This window comes from Bacillus sp. FSL W8-0770 (genome assembly GCF_038008705.1).
GTDB lineage: Bacteria > Bacillota > Bacilli > Bacillales > Bacillaceae_G > Bacillus_A > Bacillus_A cereus.
Genome location: NZ_JBBOZR010000002.1, coordinates 291,556 through 309,834, shown reverse-complemented (window position 1 = coordinate 309,834; position 18,279 = coordinate 291,556). Strand labels below are relative to the sequence as shown.

Here is an 18,279-nt window from a genome sequence, read left to right as displayed (position 1 = left end):
TGCAACTTTATAACCTAGGGATAAAGTTGAAAGTTTGAGGTAATAATTTTTATAATCGGACGATGGGAATTCAAGTGAAAGGGGACAGTGATTTCTTTCTTGAGTGAATTATTTGATTTTTTATTCAATTCATTTTATTATATAAACATGACTAAAAGATGTTTTTAGTCGGATTTTTTTACGGAAAACCGACTGATATTGAATTTTAGTCGGTTTCTATACTATTTGAGAGAAGGTAGACACTATGTGTGGAATTGCAGGGTGGATAGACTGGTCTAAAGACCTGTCTCATGAACAAGAAACGTTAAAAAAAATGACAGATGCTATCATTCACCGAGGGCCTGATGCAGAGGGGCATTGGTTTTCAAAACGAGCGGCATTAGGTCATCGACGTCTCATCGTCATTGATCCTGAAGGTGGCCTTCAACCTATGCTGTATAAAGATGGAAATGATACGATTGGCCTTACGTTCAATGGAGAAATTTATAACTATCAAGAATTACGTAAAGAACTTGAGGAGAAAGGTCATGAATTTCAGACCAAGTCAGATACAGAGGTATTATTACATGCTTACTTAGAGTGGCAAGAAGATTGTGTTCAACACTTAAATGGGATTTTTGCTTTTGGTATTTGGGATGAAAGATTTGGGAAATTGATGCTTGGTCGTGATCATCTAGGTGTGAAGCCTTTATTTTTCGCTCAAAGGGGAAGCGCAATTCTCTTTGGTTCAGAGTTAAAAGTTTTACTTTCGCATCCGCTTGTAGATGCAGAGGTAGATAAAGAAGGACTTTCTGAAATATTTTGTCTTGGACCAACACGTACTCCTGGTCATGCTATTTTCAAGGATATACATGAAGTGCGTGCTGGGCATTACATGACGTTTACCCCTAATGGCTCGACTACGACACAGTATTGGAAACTTGAAAGTAAAGAACATGTAGATGATATTGATACAACAGTTGAGACAATCCGTTCCATTTTACAAGATACGGTAAAACGTCAGTTAATTGCTGATAAACCAGTGGTATCTATGCTTTCCGGAGGTTTAGATTCCAGTGGTTTAACAGGTTTAGCAGGAAAAGAATTTGGGAATAAAGGGGAACGTCTTTATACATATTCCCTGAATTTCATCAATGATGAAAAAGACTTTGAGCAAGACTTCCTTCGTTTTGATCGTGATGAACCTTGGGTGAAACGTGTGGCTGAATATGTAGGAACAAAGCATCATTCTATAGAGTTAGGATCAGATAGTTTAATAGAGTATTTATTAACTCCAATGCGAGCGCGTGATCTACCTGGAGTTGGAGAACTAGAAACGTCTCTTTATTTGTTATTTAAGGAAATGAAGAAAGACGCAACAGTTGCACTTTCAGGCGAATCCGCAGATGAAGTATTCTCAGGATATCCATGGTTCCATCAAGAGAAGTTTCTAGATGCAGAGATATTCCCTTGGAGTGTTAATTTATGGTATAGTACAGAAATTCTATCAGAGGATTTTAAAGCGAAGATTAGTCCTGAAAAATATCAAAAACAAAAATTTGAAGATGCAGTTGCTGAGGTTCCCTTTTTAGAAGGTGAAAGTGATCTGCAAATGAAGCAACGTCAAATGTCTTACATGTTTATTACACGTTTCTTGCCTTTTATGCTGGAACGAAAAGATCGCACAAGTATGATGAATGGCTTTGAAGTACGAGTTCCATTTTGCGATTACCGGCTTGTAGAATACTTATGGAATGTCCCATTCGAAATGAAAAGTATAGACAATATTGAAAAAGGTATTTTACGTCGAGCTTTTGAAAATGTACTTCCAGAAGATGTACGTTATCGCAAAAAAAGTGCATATCCAAGCACAAAGGATGCCTCTTATCTACAAGGTATTAGTGATTGGATGTTACATGTGTTGAATAATCCTGAATCACCTATTTTGCCATTAATTAATGTAGAAAGAGTTCGTGCTATTGCAGAAGGAAAAGACGAAGTAATTTCAGGTAATGATGCACGAGGTATAATAGATTATTTACTTCAAGTTAATAGTTGGCTTCAGGAATATAATATTAAATTAGTATGGTAGATGTAATTTTCAAATAAAGAGAATAGCTGAAACATCAATGACCTAAGTGAACCGCACCTCCAATGTATTAGATAGTTATCTAATAATTGGAGATGCGGTTTTATTATCTTGATTTGCAATAACGCTAACCCTTTAAGGTTGCCTTTCTATTTTTTAGAATTGTTTTAGTAAATCAAAATTAAAATTCTGTATACATCTTTTGTACTAGTAGAACTAAGTCTAAAAGTATGTACAATTACACCATTTGACTAATGGGTAAACTTTACAAACTGTTATATACTAGTATTGTGTCTTGCCTTTATAGGTGCAGTACACAGCCGGTGATTGGCTAGTGGATGTCTTTCCATTTTGCCAGTGCCGGTTTTTTGTTGGATAATAGAGAAAATGAAGTTTTTATAAGGAAAGAAGGGGTTGTTTTGAAAGATGTAAATTCTATCTTTATGAGAGAAAAGATTGCTAGTTCTTATCTTTATTTTATTTCTTTTCTTGGTTTGGTTACTATAACTATATCTTTACTTGAAATTAAAATCCCTTCTCATCCAACAATACTAATATTGTTGTTACTATTTATGGGGATTGCAGAGTATTTTCCTGTAAGATTTTGGAGAGGAACTAGCTCGCTTACCTTTCCGATAATTTACGCTATGAGTTGGCAGTTTGGAATCCATATAACTATTGTTGCTATTGTACTCGTCACGCTAATTATTCACCTGCATCGTCGTTCACCGATACAAAGAATGTTATTTAATAGTACTCAGCATGCACTTAGTTTGTTCTTGGCCGAATGGTTTTCAGACAAATGTATGTCCTTAATAGTTAATAAGATAGGTATGTCAGTTCTGTATGAGAATTTAATATCTTTGTTATTATTTTGCGTGATTTTTTGTTTTTTCAACAATCGCTTTTACGATTTGTTAATGATACTCCTTCCGCAGCCATATTCAATCTATCAGTGGTATAAAAAAACTGTAACGGTATTTCTTTGCGAAACTTTTGGTTTCTCTTATGCGGCACTAATGCACGTATTAATTAGTACATATAGTGTGGAAGTAAACGAGATTACAGTACTGTTTTTCTTTTTTCCACTTGTAGCAACTTCCATTATTAGTTCTTTTTCTGTACGGATAAGGATGGAGAAGGAACGATTATATGAGTTATTTCTTATTACGACCGAAATTAGTCGAGGATTAACCGGAGGAAACTTGAAGCATATTAAACAAGCACTTAAAGGTTTTTTTGGTATACAAGCATATGTAATATGGACAAAAGATGATGGGAACTGGAATATTCTATTAAAAGATGGAAAAGTCCAATCTGGTATTTCTGATCATTTAGAAAATTTTCGAGCATTTGAGGAACTTTCTAAGAATATTGTATTTAATGATTGGAAAATTGGTACGGCTCCTGGAGATGAAATATTTGATAGTGTCATACGCTCACTTGTATATTTTCCTCTTATTGTAAATGATGAACTAGTCGGGATGTTTGTTGCAGGGAAGAGTAGAAATGCGGGTTTCTTCCCAGAGGATGTACAGTCGTTGGCTACATTTTCTAACCAATTAGCTAATGTAGTTAAAACAAGGATATTGATTTCTGAACAGGAAAAAAGAATGATTCTAGAAGAAAGAAATAGAATCGCCCGAGAAATTCACGATGGTATTGCGCAAACATTAGCCGGGGTGATATTCCAACTAGAATCCGCGCAGAAAAAATACCGTAATAAACCAATAGATATGCAGCAAGTAGTGGAGAAAAGCATAAAAGATTTAAGAGGAAGCCTAGGAGAAGTTCGCTATTCTATTTATGCTTTAAAACCATATCCGACACAACAATTAGGCCTTAAGCAGGCGATAGCAAGTAAAATAAAATCTTTAAAACAAGAATATGAACTAGATATTACATATCATGAAAGAGGTCATGCACGTGCGCTTAGCTTTTCGAAAGAAAGAGTTATTTTTGATACATTGCAAGAGAGTTTGCAAAACATTGTAAAACATGCACAAGCAAAAAAGGCTGATGTTTTACTCAGTTATCAAAGTGAGCACGTGCTTTTAAGAGTTAAGGATAATGGAGTTGGTTTTTCACTGTTTGAGTCTATGGTGAAAACAAAGAATGAGCCACATTATGGTATATTACATATGAATGAGCAAGCTGAACAATTAGGGGCTACTTTACAGATTGATAGTTCCGTAGGGAAAGGGACAGAAATTACACTGTTAATTCCAGATTCACAAACAAGGGGTGCGTAAAATGATTAAAATATTAGTAGTAGATGATCATGCTTTTTTACGGGATGCAATTCGGAGCATACTAGAGGATGAATCTGATATGAAAGTGGTTGGAGAAGCTAGCTCGGGGGATGGGGTATTGGGAAAAGTAGAAGAATGCGGACCAGATTGTATTTTGATGGATATTAATCTTCCAGGGAAAAATGGGATTGAAGCTACAGAGTTAGTGAAAAAAAAATATCCGAATTGCCGAGTACTTGTGTTTACAATGTATGAGCATGATGAGTATTTAATGGATGCACTCCAGGCCGGTGCTGATGGTTATTTATTAAAGGATTCATCCTCAGAGCAGGTAGTAGCAGCGATTCGAATGTTATATCGAGGGGATTCCGTTATTCATCCGCGTATGACTAAAAAGTTAATTACATATCATCAGCAAAAAATGAAAGTAGAATCAAATGAAAATGAACTGACGGAACGTGAAAAGGAAATTCTCTTTGAACTAGTAAAAGGACTTAGTAATAAAGAAATTGCTGAAGTTCTATATATTAGTGATAAAACAGTTAAAATTCACATCAATAAAATTTTTAAAAAACTAAATGTGAAAAGTCGATCGCAAGCAGTGATTTATGCAGTTCGAAATCAATTGGTTCCGTTGGATTAAATAAGAGATTTTCAAAGAACTATCATGTTGCTTTATTCTGTATTACACAGAATAAAGGACAAGATAGTTCTTTTGTACTATGTAGGCATAGAATCCTTAAAGAAAAGATACTCCTTTTGTTTAATTTTCAGAATAATCAAAATGTGAAATAATGAAAATAGAATTACATTTTAACTTTGTTAATAATTCATTTCGTGAAAATCCTTTATTGGAAATAAATGATGGAGGGCTCTTATAGAATGAGAAACGTGAGTAATTAGCTATATGAGGTATGGGGATGGTAGTAGCGTTGGAAACCTTTCGTGATACAAAAGATTAAGTTTAATAGAGTTTTCAATGCTAAATGGGAAGTTAAGAATCAATTTGTTTCAAAAAATAATATTAATAATGGGGAGATGCAATATGAAACGAGGGAAATTTGGAAAGATTTTTATTGGAACGTTAACAGCTGGGATGTTATTGTCTCAAGGAATTCCATATAACGTCTTAGCTGAAGAGGTAAATACATCTACTTTAACTGGAATTGATGATGCAAATGCTATCTTGAAAGGTCTTACAAAGGAACAACGTAAAGCCTTAAAAACGTTAGATACAAAACCAGGTTTTGTTATTTCACCAGGTATCAATACAGCAAGTCCTAATAATGTGAATGTGATTATAGAGTTTAAGCAAGCACCTAGCAAAATTGAGGTATTAAAACAAGCGGCTAAAGGGAAAAAGGTGGCTCTTTCAAATGCGGAACAAAAGGTTGAGGCATCACATAAAGGGTTTAAAGCAGAGCTTGAACAACTTCAAAAGAATAAAGAGAAAGGGACAAATGTAAAATCTGCAAAAATAACAAGAGAATATAAGAATGCTTTTAATGGTGTAGCGATTTCTTTACCTGCGAACATGATCGAAGACTTAGTTCGTACTGGTTTGGTTAAGCGTGTATGGGAAGATCATGAGGTTAAAATTGATTTGCCGAAAGAAACAGCTAAGACTGCTGTTGAACCAAAAATGGCAGATAGTGTACCGCAAATTGGTGTGGACAAGCTGCATGATGAAAAAATAACAGGTAAAGGAATTAAGGTAGGTGTACTAGACACAGGTATTGATTACAACCACCCAGATTTGAAAGATGCATATAAAGGATATCGTGCAAAACAAGGTGAAGATCCAAGCAAAATAGATCCGAACTCCATAAAAGGATGGGACTTTGTTAATAATGATGCTGATCCAATGGAGACAACGTATAAGGATTGGCAAAATTCTGGAGGATATCCTGAGATTTATGAGGGAAGTGCATATTATACATCCCATGGTACGCATGTGGCTGGGACAATTGCTGCAGACAAACAGAATAGTGTGGATTATGCAGTGAAGGGCGTTGCTCCAGATGTAGATTTATATTCCTATCGCGTATTAGGTCCATATGGAAGTGGACAAACAAGTGGTATTCTTGCTGCGATTGATAAAGCAGTGAAAGACGATATGGATGTTATCAATTTATCACTAGGAGCGTCTATTAATGATCCTTTATATCCTACTTCTGTGGCAGTGAACAATGCGATGTTAGCTGGTGTTGTTACTGTAGTAGCAGCAGGTAATAGTGGTCCGGAAGAAGGTACCATTGGATCACCTAGTGCAGCGGCACTTCCAATTACAGTGGGAGCCAGTGACGCTGCAATGACAATCCCAACGTTTTCTGCAGATGCAGGTGATTTACATGTGGATAAGATGATGCTACTTGGAAAAAGCTTTACTGATAAGATTGAAGATTTGAAAGGTCAATCCGTATCAGTTGTATATGCAGGGCTTGGGAAATCAGGTGATTTTACAGGGAAAGATGTAAAAGGGAAGTTAGCTCTTATCCAACGCGGTGAGATTACATTTGATGAAAAAATTAAAAATGCTAAGGAAGCAGGCGCAAAGGCGGTAATCGTATATAACAATGTAGATGGTGAAATTACAAGTTACCTTGGGGAAAATACTTCATCTATTCCATCGTTCCGCTTAACAAAAGTAGATGGTGAGAAATTACAAGCAAAAGCTGTACAAGGAGATGTGTCGTTAGTATTTGGGGAACTAAGTAATATAAAAACAGAGGGAGATCGCTTAGCTGATTTCAGCTCCCGTGGTCCTGCAACTAAAACAGATGATATTAAGCCAGATATTGTAGCACCAGGTGTGTCTATTTTCTCAACAGTTCCTGAATATATTAATGATCCAAAGGATGGAGAAAATTATCCGGTTGCGTATGGACGTATGTCAGGTACTTCTATGGCAACTCCTCATACTGCAGGGGTAGCGGCACTCATTTTACAAGAACATCCAAACTATAGTCCATTTGAAGTAAAAGAAGCACTTATGAATACCGCAGTTGACTTAAAAGAGGAGCGTTCTGTATTTGAGGTGGGCTCAGGACGAATTGATGCATATCGTGCAGTTCATGCAGATACATCTATCGAGGTTATCGATAAAACATCAAACGTTGTAGATGATGAAGAAGTAGAAATTGAAGAAAAAACAGGTTCTATTGCATTTGGATATAAAAATCAACTAGAAACTGGGCCTATTAAAGATAGTCGAAAAGTCTTAATTAAGAACAGCAGTAAAACAGATGGGAAAGAGTTTAAATTAGAAGTAGAGTTTTCACCTACAAGTGTAGGTGTGCAAGATGCAGCGAAGAATGGTGTGAAGCTAAACGTACCAGAGTCTATTAAAGTAGCTCCTGGTGCATCAGAGGAAATTAGCTCTGAAATTATCATTCCAGGAAACGCTGAATTTGGTAGATATGAGGGATATATTCATATTACAAATAAAAACAATGAAAAAGAAGTATATCAAGTACCATTTGCAGTTAAATTCACCGAAAAAGGGATTGCGTCTGTAGATTTACTGAGGGATGCAATGGCAACAGATGCTTCTAAATTCCATCCGTTTATGGAAAGACCAAGTTCACCGTTGACATTTAAATTGAATAGTCCTCTTGAAACCATTGATGCAGTTGTGAAGGACCGAAAGACTGGGAAGGCATTAGGAGTCGTTGGTACACTTAATGCAAGTAGTCTAATACCGAATGTTGAATATATGATGTTTTCTGGTATGGGAGGGTATGTACTTCCATTTACAGGAGATCCAGCTCATCCAATTGCGGATAAACCTGTTATGTTGCCTGATGGAGATTACGAATTGAACTTTGTTGGATATGATAAACAAGGAAAATCTTATACAAAAGGCGATAGCATTATCATTGATAATATAATACCTGAAATGAAATTTAAGGATGTACAACCTGGTATACACGAAGTCAATGATTCTATGTTTAAAGAAGAAGACGGCCAGCGGGCTTTATGGGTGCATGGTAATATTTATGATTCTACAGTAGATGCATTAAAGGCAAAAGGCTTGCAGTATGATCAAAAAGCGAATCAAATTGTATATTATCAAAACTCAGCCTTTCCATCAGGTTGGCTGAATACAATTCAAGCAAATGGTGATTTTAAATTTGGAGTACTTCCAGAGGAAATAAACGAGCCGTTAAATCTAAAATTATTTGGATATGATCTTGCAACTGCAGGGAATATGGCAACTGGATATAAAGATTACGTCTTTGTAAAGGAAGGGACAGAATACGCTGTTCCAAGTTATGACAAAGAGAAAATCAAATTAGGAGAAAAAATTACGTTAACTTTGAATCTCAATAATGTAAAACAGCTTATGTCAGGTACATTTGAAATTCCTTATTACAAGCAGCTATTTAAATTTACAGATGTGAAACCAAATCCAGCACTTACGGAATATGTAAAACAACATGGACTGAATCTTAAATTAGAAGATCCAAAGGTAAATGAAGAAGGAGCTTGGGAAAACAAGGTGAAAGTTGGCGCGTCATTGGAAGGAAAAGAATTTAAAGGATTAGATGGTGATACACCATTTTTAGATGTTACATTCGAGATGACGAACGATGAATACTTTAATGATTTAACTGCATTTGGAGTAGATAAGTTCTCTTATACAAAAGCTGGTGCATCAGAAGGCATTGAGATTCCTGCGTTTAAAGATAAATCTTTTGCTATTGTTTCGAAACATTCAACGGTTACAGGATATATTGGCCCGGAAGCTTTCTTGAATGAAGAGGGGTATTTAGGTAAGAAAGACTATACAAAACTAGGAGCAAAAGTGTACGCAGTTGGCAAGGATGGAAAGAAATATACAGGAACGATTGGTGATAACGGGCAATTTGAAATTCATAGTGTCCCAGTAAGCGATAAAGAATATGATATTTTCGTAGAAATGCCAGGTCATTTAAATAGTAAATTAACAACAAAAATAGGGAAAATGCAAGACGGAGAATTAGTGGGACAAAACTTTAGAGCTGACATGGATGATAATCTTGCAGGTGATGTAAACGGCGATAAAATGGTAGATATTCAAGATGCTAGAATAGCAGCTCTGTCATATGAAAAAGGAAAAGTGTCTGTTAAAGATGGTGACGTGAATCAAGATGGTGTTGTAAACGAAACTGATATTCGTTTTATTGAGAAAAACTTCTTGAAAAAGGGTCCAGATGCTAAAGAAAATCAGAAACCGAAAGAAAATGTAGGGCCAGTGACGTTAGAGAAAATTTTACGCTCTATTGGTTTAGAACCAAAAAAATAAGTAGGAAAACTTCTAGAGTAAATAAAGTAATCAGACAATGAATAGTAAATGAAATGGGATTGGGTAACAAATGACCGGTAATGATTTACAGTAACATTACCGGTCATTTTAAAAGTAATAATTGTTTGGGTGCATGAAATAGCTAGTTTAAAGTGAGTTCGCTTTCATTATGTGACAAGGTGGTTGCTTAATTAGTATTGTTTGTGGGATGGAAATAAGTTTTGTAATTTGACCTTTAAAAATAGGGGGACTTGTGAAATGAGTATGAAGAAAAAACTTGGTATGGGTGTTATAACTGCAGCGCTTGGCTTATCCTTAATTGGCGGGGGAACATATGCATATTTTAGTGATAAGGAAGTATCACAAAATACGTTTGCAGCGGGTACTTTAGATTTGAGTGTGAATCCTGAAGTTGTTATTAATGTCGACAATTTGAAACCAGGCGATGAAATGGAGCGCGGTTTTCAATTAGTTAACAAAGGAACCTTAGCAATAGGAGATGTGAAACTCCTGACAGATTACAGTGTAATCGATGCGAAAGGGGATAATGGAAATGCTGATTTTGGTGATCATATCCGTGTTGATTTCTTGTGGAATTTGGATAAAAATGAGGTTCCAATTTGGTCTACTACATTATCTGAATTAAAGGTAGCTACGCAAAATGGAAGTATTCCGGATCTTGTACAAAAAGGTGTGGTAGACCGAGAAGGAAATGGACTTGCTCCTGGTGATGATGATACATTTTATGTAATGTTTACATTCGTAGATAGCGGTGAAGACCAAAATGTATTTCAGGGAGATGCATTGAAATTAAATTGGACGTTTAATTCCATGCAAGCAAGCGGTGAAGAAAAGTAAGCGTAGTAATTTGCATACTATATGTTTGAGACGTATAGTATACGAATGATGAGACTTTTTTATCCATAAAGAAAAGACACCCTAAGTTGCCATCCTCTCACTTGAACCATCTTAATTTTAATATGGTTCAAGTGAAAAGAAGTATAAAGTATTAATAGGGATGCAGATTTCAAAATAAAAAATACGTTAAGTAAACTTTTATTCAAAAATTCACATTAAGCAATAATGTTTAAAAATTAGGTTTATAAAAAATAATAATATGTTTATAAATGTAAAGCCTACGGGAACTTTTCCTGTGGGCTTTTTAAGTAGTTTTTACGAAATTATGAGTGTTTTTTATTTTGTATTTCAATAAGTTTATCTGATATCATTCTTGTATAATATTCTTTTTCTGTTAGTTCAAATATAAATAATGCTTTTTTCCAGTTATAAACAACATCTTCTACATTGTGTTGTTTAATCTTTAATAAAAACCGACCTTTTAAATAGAATAGTTCACCTAATAGGTATAAAGTATTTAGATTAATTGCTAATTTGATGCCCTTATCAATGTATTTTATTGCCTCTTCATGTTGATATGTGAAGGCCAAAGATTTTGCTAAATTTAAAATGATTTTTAGTTTAATTTCTTTATCTCTAGGAAAATTTAACTTATTAAAATTAGATAAACATCTTCTTAATATAGTAATACTTTTTTCATATTCTTTATTTTCTCCATGAAATATAGCCATTGTCTGCATAATATCTATTTCTCTTTCTGATAAAAAATCAGAATTGGTTAAAGTTAGTTTTAATGCATGATTTAAAAGAGTTAAAGCAGTTTTGGTTGATCTATTTACCTCAAATATAGCAATTGCTTCATGCCATATTAGAAATTGTTTCTCTTCATTTGTTTGAAAGTTATTTAAGTTTTTCTCCTTTTTTACTATTTCATAAAGTTCTTTATATTGTTTTTGCTTTAAGCAATCTTTTATTACATATTTTACATTTTCTGTATATTTTAATCTTTTGTTTTGAGTTAGTGCAAATATATGATTCGGATCAATGCCAAGTCTTTCTGATAATTGATATAACAATATGCTAGATGGATAAATCACACCTTTTTCAATCTTGCTAATTTGACTTTGTGAACATATTCCATGACACAATTCGGATTGTGATATGTTTTTTTTTATTCTAAGTTCTTTAATGGTAATACCCAAATCGTTAAATTCCATTTTTTCACCTACTATTTAGCACTGTATTAGTATAAGAGTTTTTTCTAACTTTTAATGTAATGTAAAATTACTATAGTTGCAATTGTTATTTGTTTTAAAGGACTTACCGTTTCCATAGGATGGTGAGGCTTTTATTATGTACAAAAAAAGACACCCTAAGATGCCTTCTTCCCACTTGAACCACGTTCATTTAGTATAAACTTATCATATTATCCCTTTGTTATACGTGTAAACACACCCTATAAAACAGAATCGTCTATATACACCAGATTGTTAGTTTACAAAGTACAAGAGATTTGAGATCAGTATTAGAGTGACGCGACACCTTCCATAATGATTGGTATGTTACGCCTTTCAAAAGAATCTGCTTTATAGAATGTATCCACGTTTATTATTTTACTATATATAAAATTCATTCGGTGTATTTTTTTCAGATATGTATAATTGCATAAAGTTGATGGGAAAATCAGAGTATAATTTGGATTGTGTAATAAAGATAAGGCCCACCTACGGAAATAGGTGGGTTTTTGTTGGGTATTACTATCTCATTGCACACAAGGGAATTTCTATTAAAATCATAGCATATTTTTATAGCTCTTATATTGAGAAATAAAGAAAAGACACCCAAATAAGAGTGTCTTTTCCCTTAGTATTTTAGCAGAAGCAACTGCATCCAATAATTATTAAAAGTATAAAGAGTACAACGAGTAAAGCAAAAACGTACTATTCTACATTATCTGAATTAAAGGTAGCTACGCAAAATGGAAGTATTCCTGACCTTGTAAAGAAAGGTATTGTAGATCGAGAAGGAAATGGATTTACTCCAGGTGATGATGATACATTTTATGTAATGTTCACATTCGTAGATAGCGGTGAAGACCAAAATGTATTTCAGGGGAGATGCGTTGAAATTACATTGGGCGTTTAATTCCATGCAAGCAAGCGGTGAAGAAAAGTAAGTGTAATAATTTGTATACTCTATGTTTAAAACTGTAACAAGAAGCATAAGATGGCCGTTTTGATCAACTTATTCCTTTTTAGTTTGCGGCCAACGTATGCTTCTAATATGTATACAACAAAAATAACAACTAGCGCCTCGTAAGAGGTGCTAGTTGACGTGAAATTCGTTATTGATACTGAAAAAGGATCTTTTTTTTTAAAAATCTGGCCCATTTCTATATTAAGTGTAGTTTTTTCTATACTTAATTAATTTTATATACTGAAATAAATTATTTGTTAAATTTTTTTATCTACGACCAAATCCAGGTTGCATAGGGGCAACTTGGGGGAACATGACCCCACCACCAGGTGAAAGTTGAGAAGCTGCAACTGGCGCTAATCCAAGACTAACATTCCACCGACTACATTAGGGAATACAATTGTAACCACTTCGTTCCCCATTTGATTAAAAGCTACTCTAAAAATAAAAACACGCGTTCCTGCTTGAAGTTGTTGACCATTAGGTAAAATAACAGACTGAGGAAGAATATGAAACTGACCTACTAAATTTACAAATGATTGTTGTCTAGGATTATTTGTATAATCATATGAGTATTCATCATAATTTTGTTGATACATAAACTTTCAGCTTCTTTCTATTTTAAATTTTAACGAATTTTCCGAAAGAATTCTCCTTCCTCAAGCGTGTGAAGGGCGTAGCCCAACGGTAGGTGGGAGATGAATTTCGGTTTGGCGTAGCCAAAAGGTTTTCCTTTTTATTTTGCCTCTGATATAATCAGTCTTATAAATTATAAAGGCTGGTATATAAATGAAATTAGATAGTAATAACCATTCAGTATTCTTGTTGTATTATCACCTTGTGTTGGTCGTGAAATACAGAAGAAATGTGTTTGATGATGATATGTCAGACTATGCAAAAGATATGTTTGTTCGACTATCTGAAAACTATAACATTACATTAGTTGAATGGAATCATGATGTAGACCATGTTCATATTTTGTTCAAAGCACACCCTAATACAGAAATGACAAAATTCATCAATGCTTATAAAAGTGCAAGTTCTCGACTTATTAAAAGAGACTTTCCACAAGTGAAAAAGAAACTTTGGAAAGAGATGTTTTGGTCAAGAAGCTTTTGCTTGCTAACTACTGGTGGTTCGCCAATAGACGTAATAAAAACATATATTGAAAATCAAAGTGAAAAGTGAGGTGAAATGATATGACAAAGCAGAATAAAGCATATAAATTCCGTTTGTATCCAACAGAAGACCAAGCACATCTTATGCGTAAAACATTCGGTTGTGTACGTTTCGTGTATAACAGAATGTTAGCTGAACGGAAAGAAGCGTATGAAAAACATAAAGATGATAAGGATCAACTAAAGAAACAAAAGCTTCCCACTCCTGCGAAATACAAAGCAGAATTTGAGTGGTTAAAAGAAGTGGATTCATTAGCTTTGGCAAATGCTCAACTAAACTTGCAAACTGCCTATAAAAATTTCTTTCGTGGTCAAAATGACTTCCCAACATTCAAAAGCAAAAAAGACAGAAAGTCTTATACAACGAATGTAGTGAACGGAAATATTATGTTGCTTAACGGTCATATCAAATTGCCAAAACTGAAAATGGTACGTATCAAACAGCATAGAGAAATACCACAAGACCATATAATCAAGTCATGTACGATTTCTATGACACCTACTGGTAAATACTATGTGTCCATTTTGACTGAATACGAAAAAGAGATCGTACAAAAAGAAGTAGAAACAGTTGTTGGATTAGACTTTGCGATGGAACAATTATACGTCAGTTCTGAGGATGAGAGAGCCAATTATCCTAAGTTCTATCGTGAAATGTTAGACCGATTAGCAAAGGCGCAACGAGTATTATCAAGAAGAACAAAAGGTTCTATTCGTTGGAATAAACAACGTATCCGTGTAGCTAAGTTACATGAAAAAGTAACGAATCAACGTAAGAACTTCCTTCATCATAAGTCTAAAGAGTTAGCTACTCATTTTGATGTTGTAGCTATTGAAGATCTAAATATGAAAGGAATGTCGCAAGCACTTCATTTTGGAAAAAGTGTCGCTGACAATGGGTGGGGTATGTTCACTTCTTTTTTAGCTTATAAACTACATGAACAAGGCAAACAACTTGTGAAAATAGACAAATGGTTTCCTTCCACAAAAACATGTAGCAGTTGTGGAAATGTGAAAAATATGTCATTGTCTGAGCGAGTCTATTCTTGTATATGCGGTGTAAATCTTGATAGAGATTATAACGCAGCTATCAATATCAAAAATGAAGCAATACGCCTATTAGCGTTAGCATAGATAGCAATAAAATAACCCTTGGAACAAGGGAGTTAGCTCGGCTGTCTTAGGACGAATTCGTTAGCTACCAAAAGTAACGACTAACCGAGAAGCCCCCACTTCAAACAGTCCGTTAGGACGTTAAGTGGCGGGTAGTTCACGAGTTCAACTATTTGTACTAGCTATTCTATAGGAGTGAGGTTTAAAGCAGGAAAATAAATTTTGGTATTATGTGTAATGAGTTCTTCTTTTTTATGAACAGATAAACCACTTTGTAGGATAGCTGTAATAATAAAACTACTATTTTATAGGAATACATTTCCGAATGATCTATTACCATCAATTTAATATTTTTCAAGTTTCCCAAAAACTGAAGTAATTACTAAAGTCTTTATAAGGAAATAGAAAGCTTTTTAAATCTTGACTAATATCTTCTAGATTCCCATATATATTATCTGCTGCTAAATTAATGTCCTCATTAAAATTATATAGCTGTTCATCTACATAACTGAATCCCTCACAGCAATTATTATGTATCAAATTAGATATAAATGGTTTTATTTTCAATACATTTTCTTCATTTAGGATAAATTTATCCCATAACAGCCCCAGTATTATTTTTACGGGTAATTTTTTATCATACGTTCCTTTTACGTTTTTTAATTTAGGTACGATGTCAACCAACTTATCATTACTAGATAGAGAAACTTCTATAATTTCAATAGAAGGGCTATCTAATGCTTCAATTGTCTGATCAGCCCAATCAATTATTTCAGTTTTTGAAAATAAACCAATTTGTAACCCTATACTCAGAACCTCAGCTATTATTTTCATATTATCCATATATAAAACTCCTTAGATTTTATGGTAATTATACATCGCAGTAACTAAAGGGATTTTTAAACCTAGGATATCTCCACATTGTTAGCAAGATAAAAAACAAAATCTCTCCTAAAACGAAAAAAAGATGAACAAAATAATAAAAAAGGCTCATTTCTATTTCTTTTTTAGATTCCATTCCTTAGTAAAAGAACTTAATAGATGAAAAGGTTAGATTGCACAATTAATTGGGAGATACGTACAAGTAACTTTGAATCTCTTGAACAAATAGTTCTAATTTATCATATACAGAAACAGACATAAAAAAAACATCCTTTCCTATGATTCTACAGAAAGAATGGCCTGTTTTAATATTTGTAGGATAGTTTTAAATACAAAAATATAGAATTGTGCAACTTATACATGACTTAATGTAAAATATATATTGCATTTATGTTATTAATAATTTAATATATAAAATATAAGATTTATGGTATGAAGTTATGTTTACAAGTGAGGTGTATTTAATGTCCGTAAGTAAAGTGAAGTTTGCAAGGGTTGAAAAAGGTCTGACCCAACAAGGGTTGGTCGATATTGTAAATGTTACACGACATAACATTAGTATTATTGAAAGTAATAATTATAACCCTTCTTTAAACCTTTGCATTCATACAGCTAAAACACTAGATAAAAGTTTAGATAAATTATTTTGGGAGGAATTTTAAAATGGAAAAACTAAAAAAATGGTTTTCACTCAGTACACACCCAGATGAAAGAATTCAACAAGTCGAAATGAAAATTTGGGCTCAATCTGGAATTATTGTCCTACTTATAGCTTTTGTTGATTTTGTAATAAGAGGAGCATATCTACACCGTCCATTTTTAGAATGGGCTGCTTCATTAGCCATTATAATTTGTTATATGATATTCGTTTTTATTAAGTCTATTCTAACTGGTGTCTATGAAACGGATATTAATAATAAAGAACAATTAAAAGAAAAATTAAAAGAAAAAATGAACAATACCTTTATTTTTTGTTTTGTCGCAATAGGTGCTACCACATACAAATATAACTTACCTGAAGATTTCGTTGGATGGTTATCAGTAATAGCAAGATTTATTATACTTTTCGCTTTCTTATTTGGTATTCAATATCTTATTACAGTATTAGCATGGAAGAAATCAAATAAAATTTAATAAGTATAGACAAAAAAGCTTATCTTTTAGCACTTAATGATAAGCTTTTTATTATTTTTTTCATCTTTTTTCGTTTTGGTGTACAATGAATTTCTTAGCTTGATAGCGATGTGGTGCTACCCCATTCCTATCAAGTTAAGAAATTATAACACTCCCAGAACGATAATTTTGTGCGTGTTGTTCGTATTTATTGTTTGGGGATAAATCTGTTCTTGTTAGCTTGATAGTGATGGAGTACAGCCAGCAATCTAGGTTTAAAATAACATGATGCTGTTTATAAAAAAGCTGTAGGAATGGTGTGTCAAACCATTCCACTAGTTAAAGAGAATGTATATATGGCGGACCTTTTAAAATAGATGTAATTACGTGAAAATTATAGTAAGAAGGGCCAGGAAATGTTTAATGATTTTAAGTTTGTAGCAAATCATTCGATTTATGCCCAATTTCATAATCATTTGAAAAAATGATTATGAAATACCAACTATTGTAGCATCTATTGAAAAGGAGAATAGTTTATGAAATTAGTAAATGATAGAGCCATGTTACGATTAATGCAAGTAAATGATATCGAAAGCTTATTTAACATTGTGGAAGGAAATAAAGAAGTATGGACGTATTTAATAGCTAAAATGGATAGCTATCAAGATATGGAGGATTATGTTCAAGTAGCAATAAAAGGTTTTGAAGGGGAAACGGATTTACCATTTGTTGTTGTAGATCAAAAAACGAATGAAATTGTAGGTAGTACACGTTTGTACAGTATTTCAAATGATAACAAAACGGTTGAACTTGGGCAAACGTGGTATCATCCAAGTGTACATCGTACAAGTATAAATACTGAGTGTAAGTATATGTTATTGCAATATGCTTTTGAAGAGTTACACATGTTACGTGTGCAAATAAAAACGGATTTACGAAATGAAAAAGCACAGCGCGCAATTGAAAGGCTAGGTGCTGTAAAAGAAGGTGTATTGCGAAACGAAAGACAATTGCCAAATGGTTATGTACGGGATGCAGTTGTATATAGTATTATTGCAAGCGAATGGCCGGTTATAAAAGAACAACTTTTACAAAAACTAGCTGTATATAAATAAAGAAAATATATAATGCTTCTATATTTGCGAAAAATAAAAAGGGAAAGAAAGCTCACTGGTTTCGAACTTAAAATGTTCTTCATAACACAAGTTGGTTACATTCTTTTGGGGATCTCTTTTATATATAGAGACTTTGCAAGATATGTCCTTAGAATAAAACAAAAAGGATATTGAAAAGATCTTGATATTCATATCAAGATCTTTTCAATATGTAAAA

At 33.6% G+C, this 18,279-nt stretch carries 13 protein-coding genes and 2 pseudogenes; 11 read left to right on the top strand and 4 right to left on the bottom strand.

Annotation, left to right across the window (positions count from 1 at the left end; translation table 11 throughout):
* Window positions 1–244: 244 nt before the first annotated feature.
* The 5 genes from asnB (at window position 245) to NST27_RS28115 (ending at window position 10,465) form a co-directional block, all read left to right on the top strand.
* Window positions 245–2,071 carry an asparagine synthase (glutamine-hydrolyzing) gene (asnB, locus tag NST27_RS28135; RefSeq protein WP_047387892.1) on the top strand — a complete coding sequence of 609 codons (1,827 nt, stop codon included), beginning with the start codon at window positions 245–247 and terminating at the stop codon, window positions 2,069–2,071.
* Between the two features lie 416 nt (window positions 2,072–2,487).
* Window positions 2,488–4,320 carry a GAF domain-containing sensor histidine kinase gene (locus NST27_RS28130; RefSeq protein ID WP_047387946.1) on the top strand — a complete coding sequence of 611 codons (1,833 nt, stop codon included), beginning with the start codon at window positions 2,488–2,490 and terminating at the stop codon, window positions 4,318–4,320.
* A gap of 1 nt (window position 4,321) precedes the next feature.
* A complete protein-coding gene (locus tag NST27_RS28125; protein WP_000590673.1) occupies window positions 4,322–4,963 on the top strand; it encodes a response regulator in 642 nt (213 codons plus the stop codon).
* 402 nt (window positions 4,964–5,365) lie between these two features.
* A complete protein-coding gene (locus NST27_RS28120) occupies window positions 5,366–9,607 on the top strand; it encodes a S8 family serine peptidase (protein ID WP_047387891.1) in 4,242 nt (1,413 codons plus the stop codon).
* A gap of 258 nt (window positions 9,608–9,865) precedes the next feature.
* Window positions 9,866–10,465, top strand: a complete 600-nt coding sequence (locus tag NST27_RS28115; RefSeq protein WP_000061951.1) for a TasA family protein — start codon at window positions 9,866–9,868, stop codon at window positions 10,463–10,465.
* 323 nt (window positions 10,466–10,788) lie between these two features.
* Here the strand turns inward: NST27_RS28115 and NST27_RS28110 are convergent, their stop codons facing one another.
* Window positions 10,789–11,682: a helix-turn-helix domain-containing protein gene (locus NST27_RS28110; protein ID WP_000395478.1), complete on the bottom strand. Its 894-nt coding sequence runs from the start codon at window positions 11,680–11,682 to the stop codon at window positions 10,789–10,791.
* Window positions 11,683–12,336: 654 nt separating this feature from the next.
* Window positions 12,337–12,399: pseudogene (locus NST27_RS28105) on the bottom strand (YjcZ family sporulation protein); the annotation flags it as partial.
* A 10-nt stretch (window positions 12,400–12,409) separates the two neighbouring features.
* Between NST27_RS28105 and NST27_RS28100 the strand changes: the two are divergent.
* Window positions 12,410–12,641 (top strand): annotated as a pseudogene (locus NST27_RS28100) (TasA family protein); the annotation flags it as partial.
* 376 nt (window positions 12,642–13,017) lie between these two features.
* On the opposite strand, the gene NST27_RS28095 reads toward NST27_RS28100, so the two are convergent.
* Entirely contained in the window at window positions 13,018–13,260 is a 243-nt protein-coding gene (locus tag NST27_RS28095) for a hypothetical protein (protein ID WP_233276730.1), read from the bottom strand.
* Window positions 13,261–13,450: 190 nt separating this feature from the next.
* Here NST27_RS28095 and tnpA point away from each other — a divergent pair, with 190 nt between their 5' ends.
* Together tnpA and NST27_RS28085 are read left to right on the top strand one after the other, a co-directional pair.
* Window positions 13,451–13,849, top strand: a complete 399-nt coding sequence (gene tnpA / locus NST27_RS28090) for an IS200/IS605 family transposase (RefSeq protein ID WP_000762749.1) — start codon at window positions 13,451–13,453, stop codon at window positions 13,847–13,849.
* An 11-nt stretch (window positions 13,850–13,860) separates the two neighbouring features.
* The gene (locus NST27_RS28085; RefSeq protein ID WP_000166224.1) at window positions 13,861–14,973 is read left to right on the top strand and encodes an RNA-guided endonuclease TnpB family protein; all 1,113 of its coding nucleotides are present in this window, start codon (window positions 13,861–13,863) and stop codon (window positions 14,971–14,973) included.
* 333 nt (window positions 14,974–15,306) lie between these two features.
* On the opposite strand, the gene NST27_RS28080 is transcribed toward NST27_RS28085, so the two are convergent.
* On the bottom strand, window positions 15,307–15,795 hold the full coding sequence (locus NST27_RS28080) for a hypothetical protein (protein ID WP_000369592.1): 489 nt from the start codon (window positions 15,793–15,795) through the stop codon (window positions 15,307–15,309).
* Window positions 15,796–16,298: 503 nt separating this feature from the next.
* On the opposite strand from NST27_RS28080, the gene NST27_RS28075 reads away from it, so the two are divergent.
* From NST27_RS28075 to NST27_RS28065, 3 genes are all read left to right on the top strand, one after another.
* On the top strand, window positions 16,299–16,496 hold the full coding sequence (locus NST27_RS28075) for a helix-turn-helix transcriptional regulator (protein ID WP_000116660.1): 198 nt from the start codon (window positions 16,299–16,301) through the stop codon (window positions 16,494–16,496).
* Window position 16,497: 1 nt separating this feature from the next.
* Window positions 16,498–16,968, top strand: a complete 471-nt coding sequence (locus NST27_RS28070; protein WP_000413130.1) for a DUF6773 family protein — start codon at window positions 16,498–16,500, stop codon at window positions 16,966–16,968.
* A gap of 515 nt (window positions 16,969–17,483) precedes the next feature.
* Complete coding sequence (locus tag NST27_RS28065; RefSeq protein WP_047387863.1) at window positions 17,484–18,062, top strand: GNAT family N-acetyltransferase; 579 nt, start codon at window positions 17,484–17,486, stop codon at window positions 18,060–18,062.
* Window positions 18,063–18,279: the final 217 nt, after the last annotated feature.

Bases quoted from the DNA above. Each gene is read 5' to 3' on its own strand.
- asnB (WP_047387892.1), top strand. From the start codon at position 245: ATGTGTGGAATTGCAGGGTGGATAGACTGGTCTAAAGACCTGTCTCAT.
- NST27_RS28125 (WP_000590673.1), top strand. From the start codon at position 4,322: ATGATTAAAATATTAGTAGTAGATGATCATGCTTTTTTACGGGATGCA.
- NST27_RS28120 (WP_047387891.1), top strand. From the start codon at position 5,366: ATGAAACGAGGGAAATTTGGAAAGATTTTTATTGGAACGTTAACAGCT.
- NST27_RS28115 (WP_000061951.1), top strand. From the start codon at position 9,866: ATGAGTATGAAGAAAAAACTTGGTATGGGTGTTATAACTGCAGCGCTT.
- NST27_RS28110 (WP_000395478.1), bottom strand. From the start codon at position 11,682: ATGGAATTTAACGATTTGGGTATTACCATTAAAGAACTTAGAATAAAA.
- NST27_RS28095 (WP_233276730.1), bottom strand. From the start codon at position 13,260: ATGTATCAACAAAATTATGATGAATACTCATATGATTATACAAATAAT.
- tnpA (WP_000762749.1), top strand. From the start codon at position 13,451: ATGAAATTAGATAGTAATAACCATTCAGTATTCTTGTTGTATTATCAC.
- NST27_RS28085 (WP_000166224.1), top strand. From the start codon at position 13,861: ATGACAAAGCAGAATAAAGCATATAAATTCCGTTTGTATCCAACAGAA.
- NST27_RS28080 (WP_000369592.1), bottom strand. From the start codon at position 15,795: ATGGATAATATGAAAATAATAGCTGAGGTTCTGAGTATAGGGTTACAA.
- NST27_RS28075 (WP_000116660.1), top strand. From the start codon at position 16,299: ATGTCCGTAAGTAAAGTGAAGTTTGCAAGGGTTGAAAAAGGTCTGACC.
- NST27_RS28070 (WP_000413130.1), top strand. From the start codon at position 16,498: ATGGAAAAACTAAAAAAATGGTTTTCACTCAGTACACACCCAGATGAA.
- NST27_RS28065 (WP_047387863.1), top strand. From the start codon at position 17,484: ATGAAATTAGTAAATGATAGAGCCATGTTACGATTAATGCAAGTAAAT.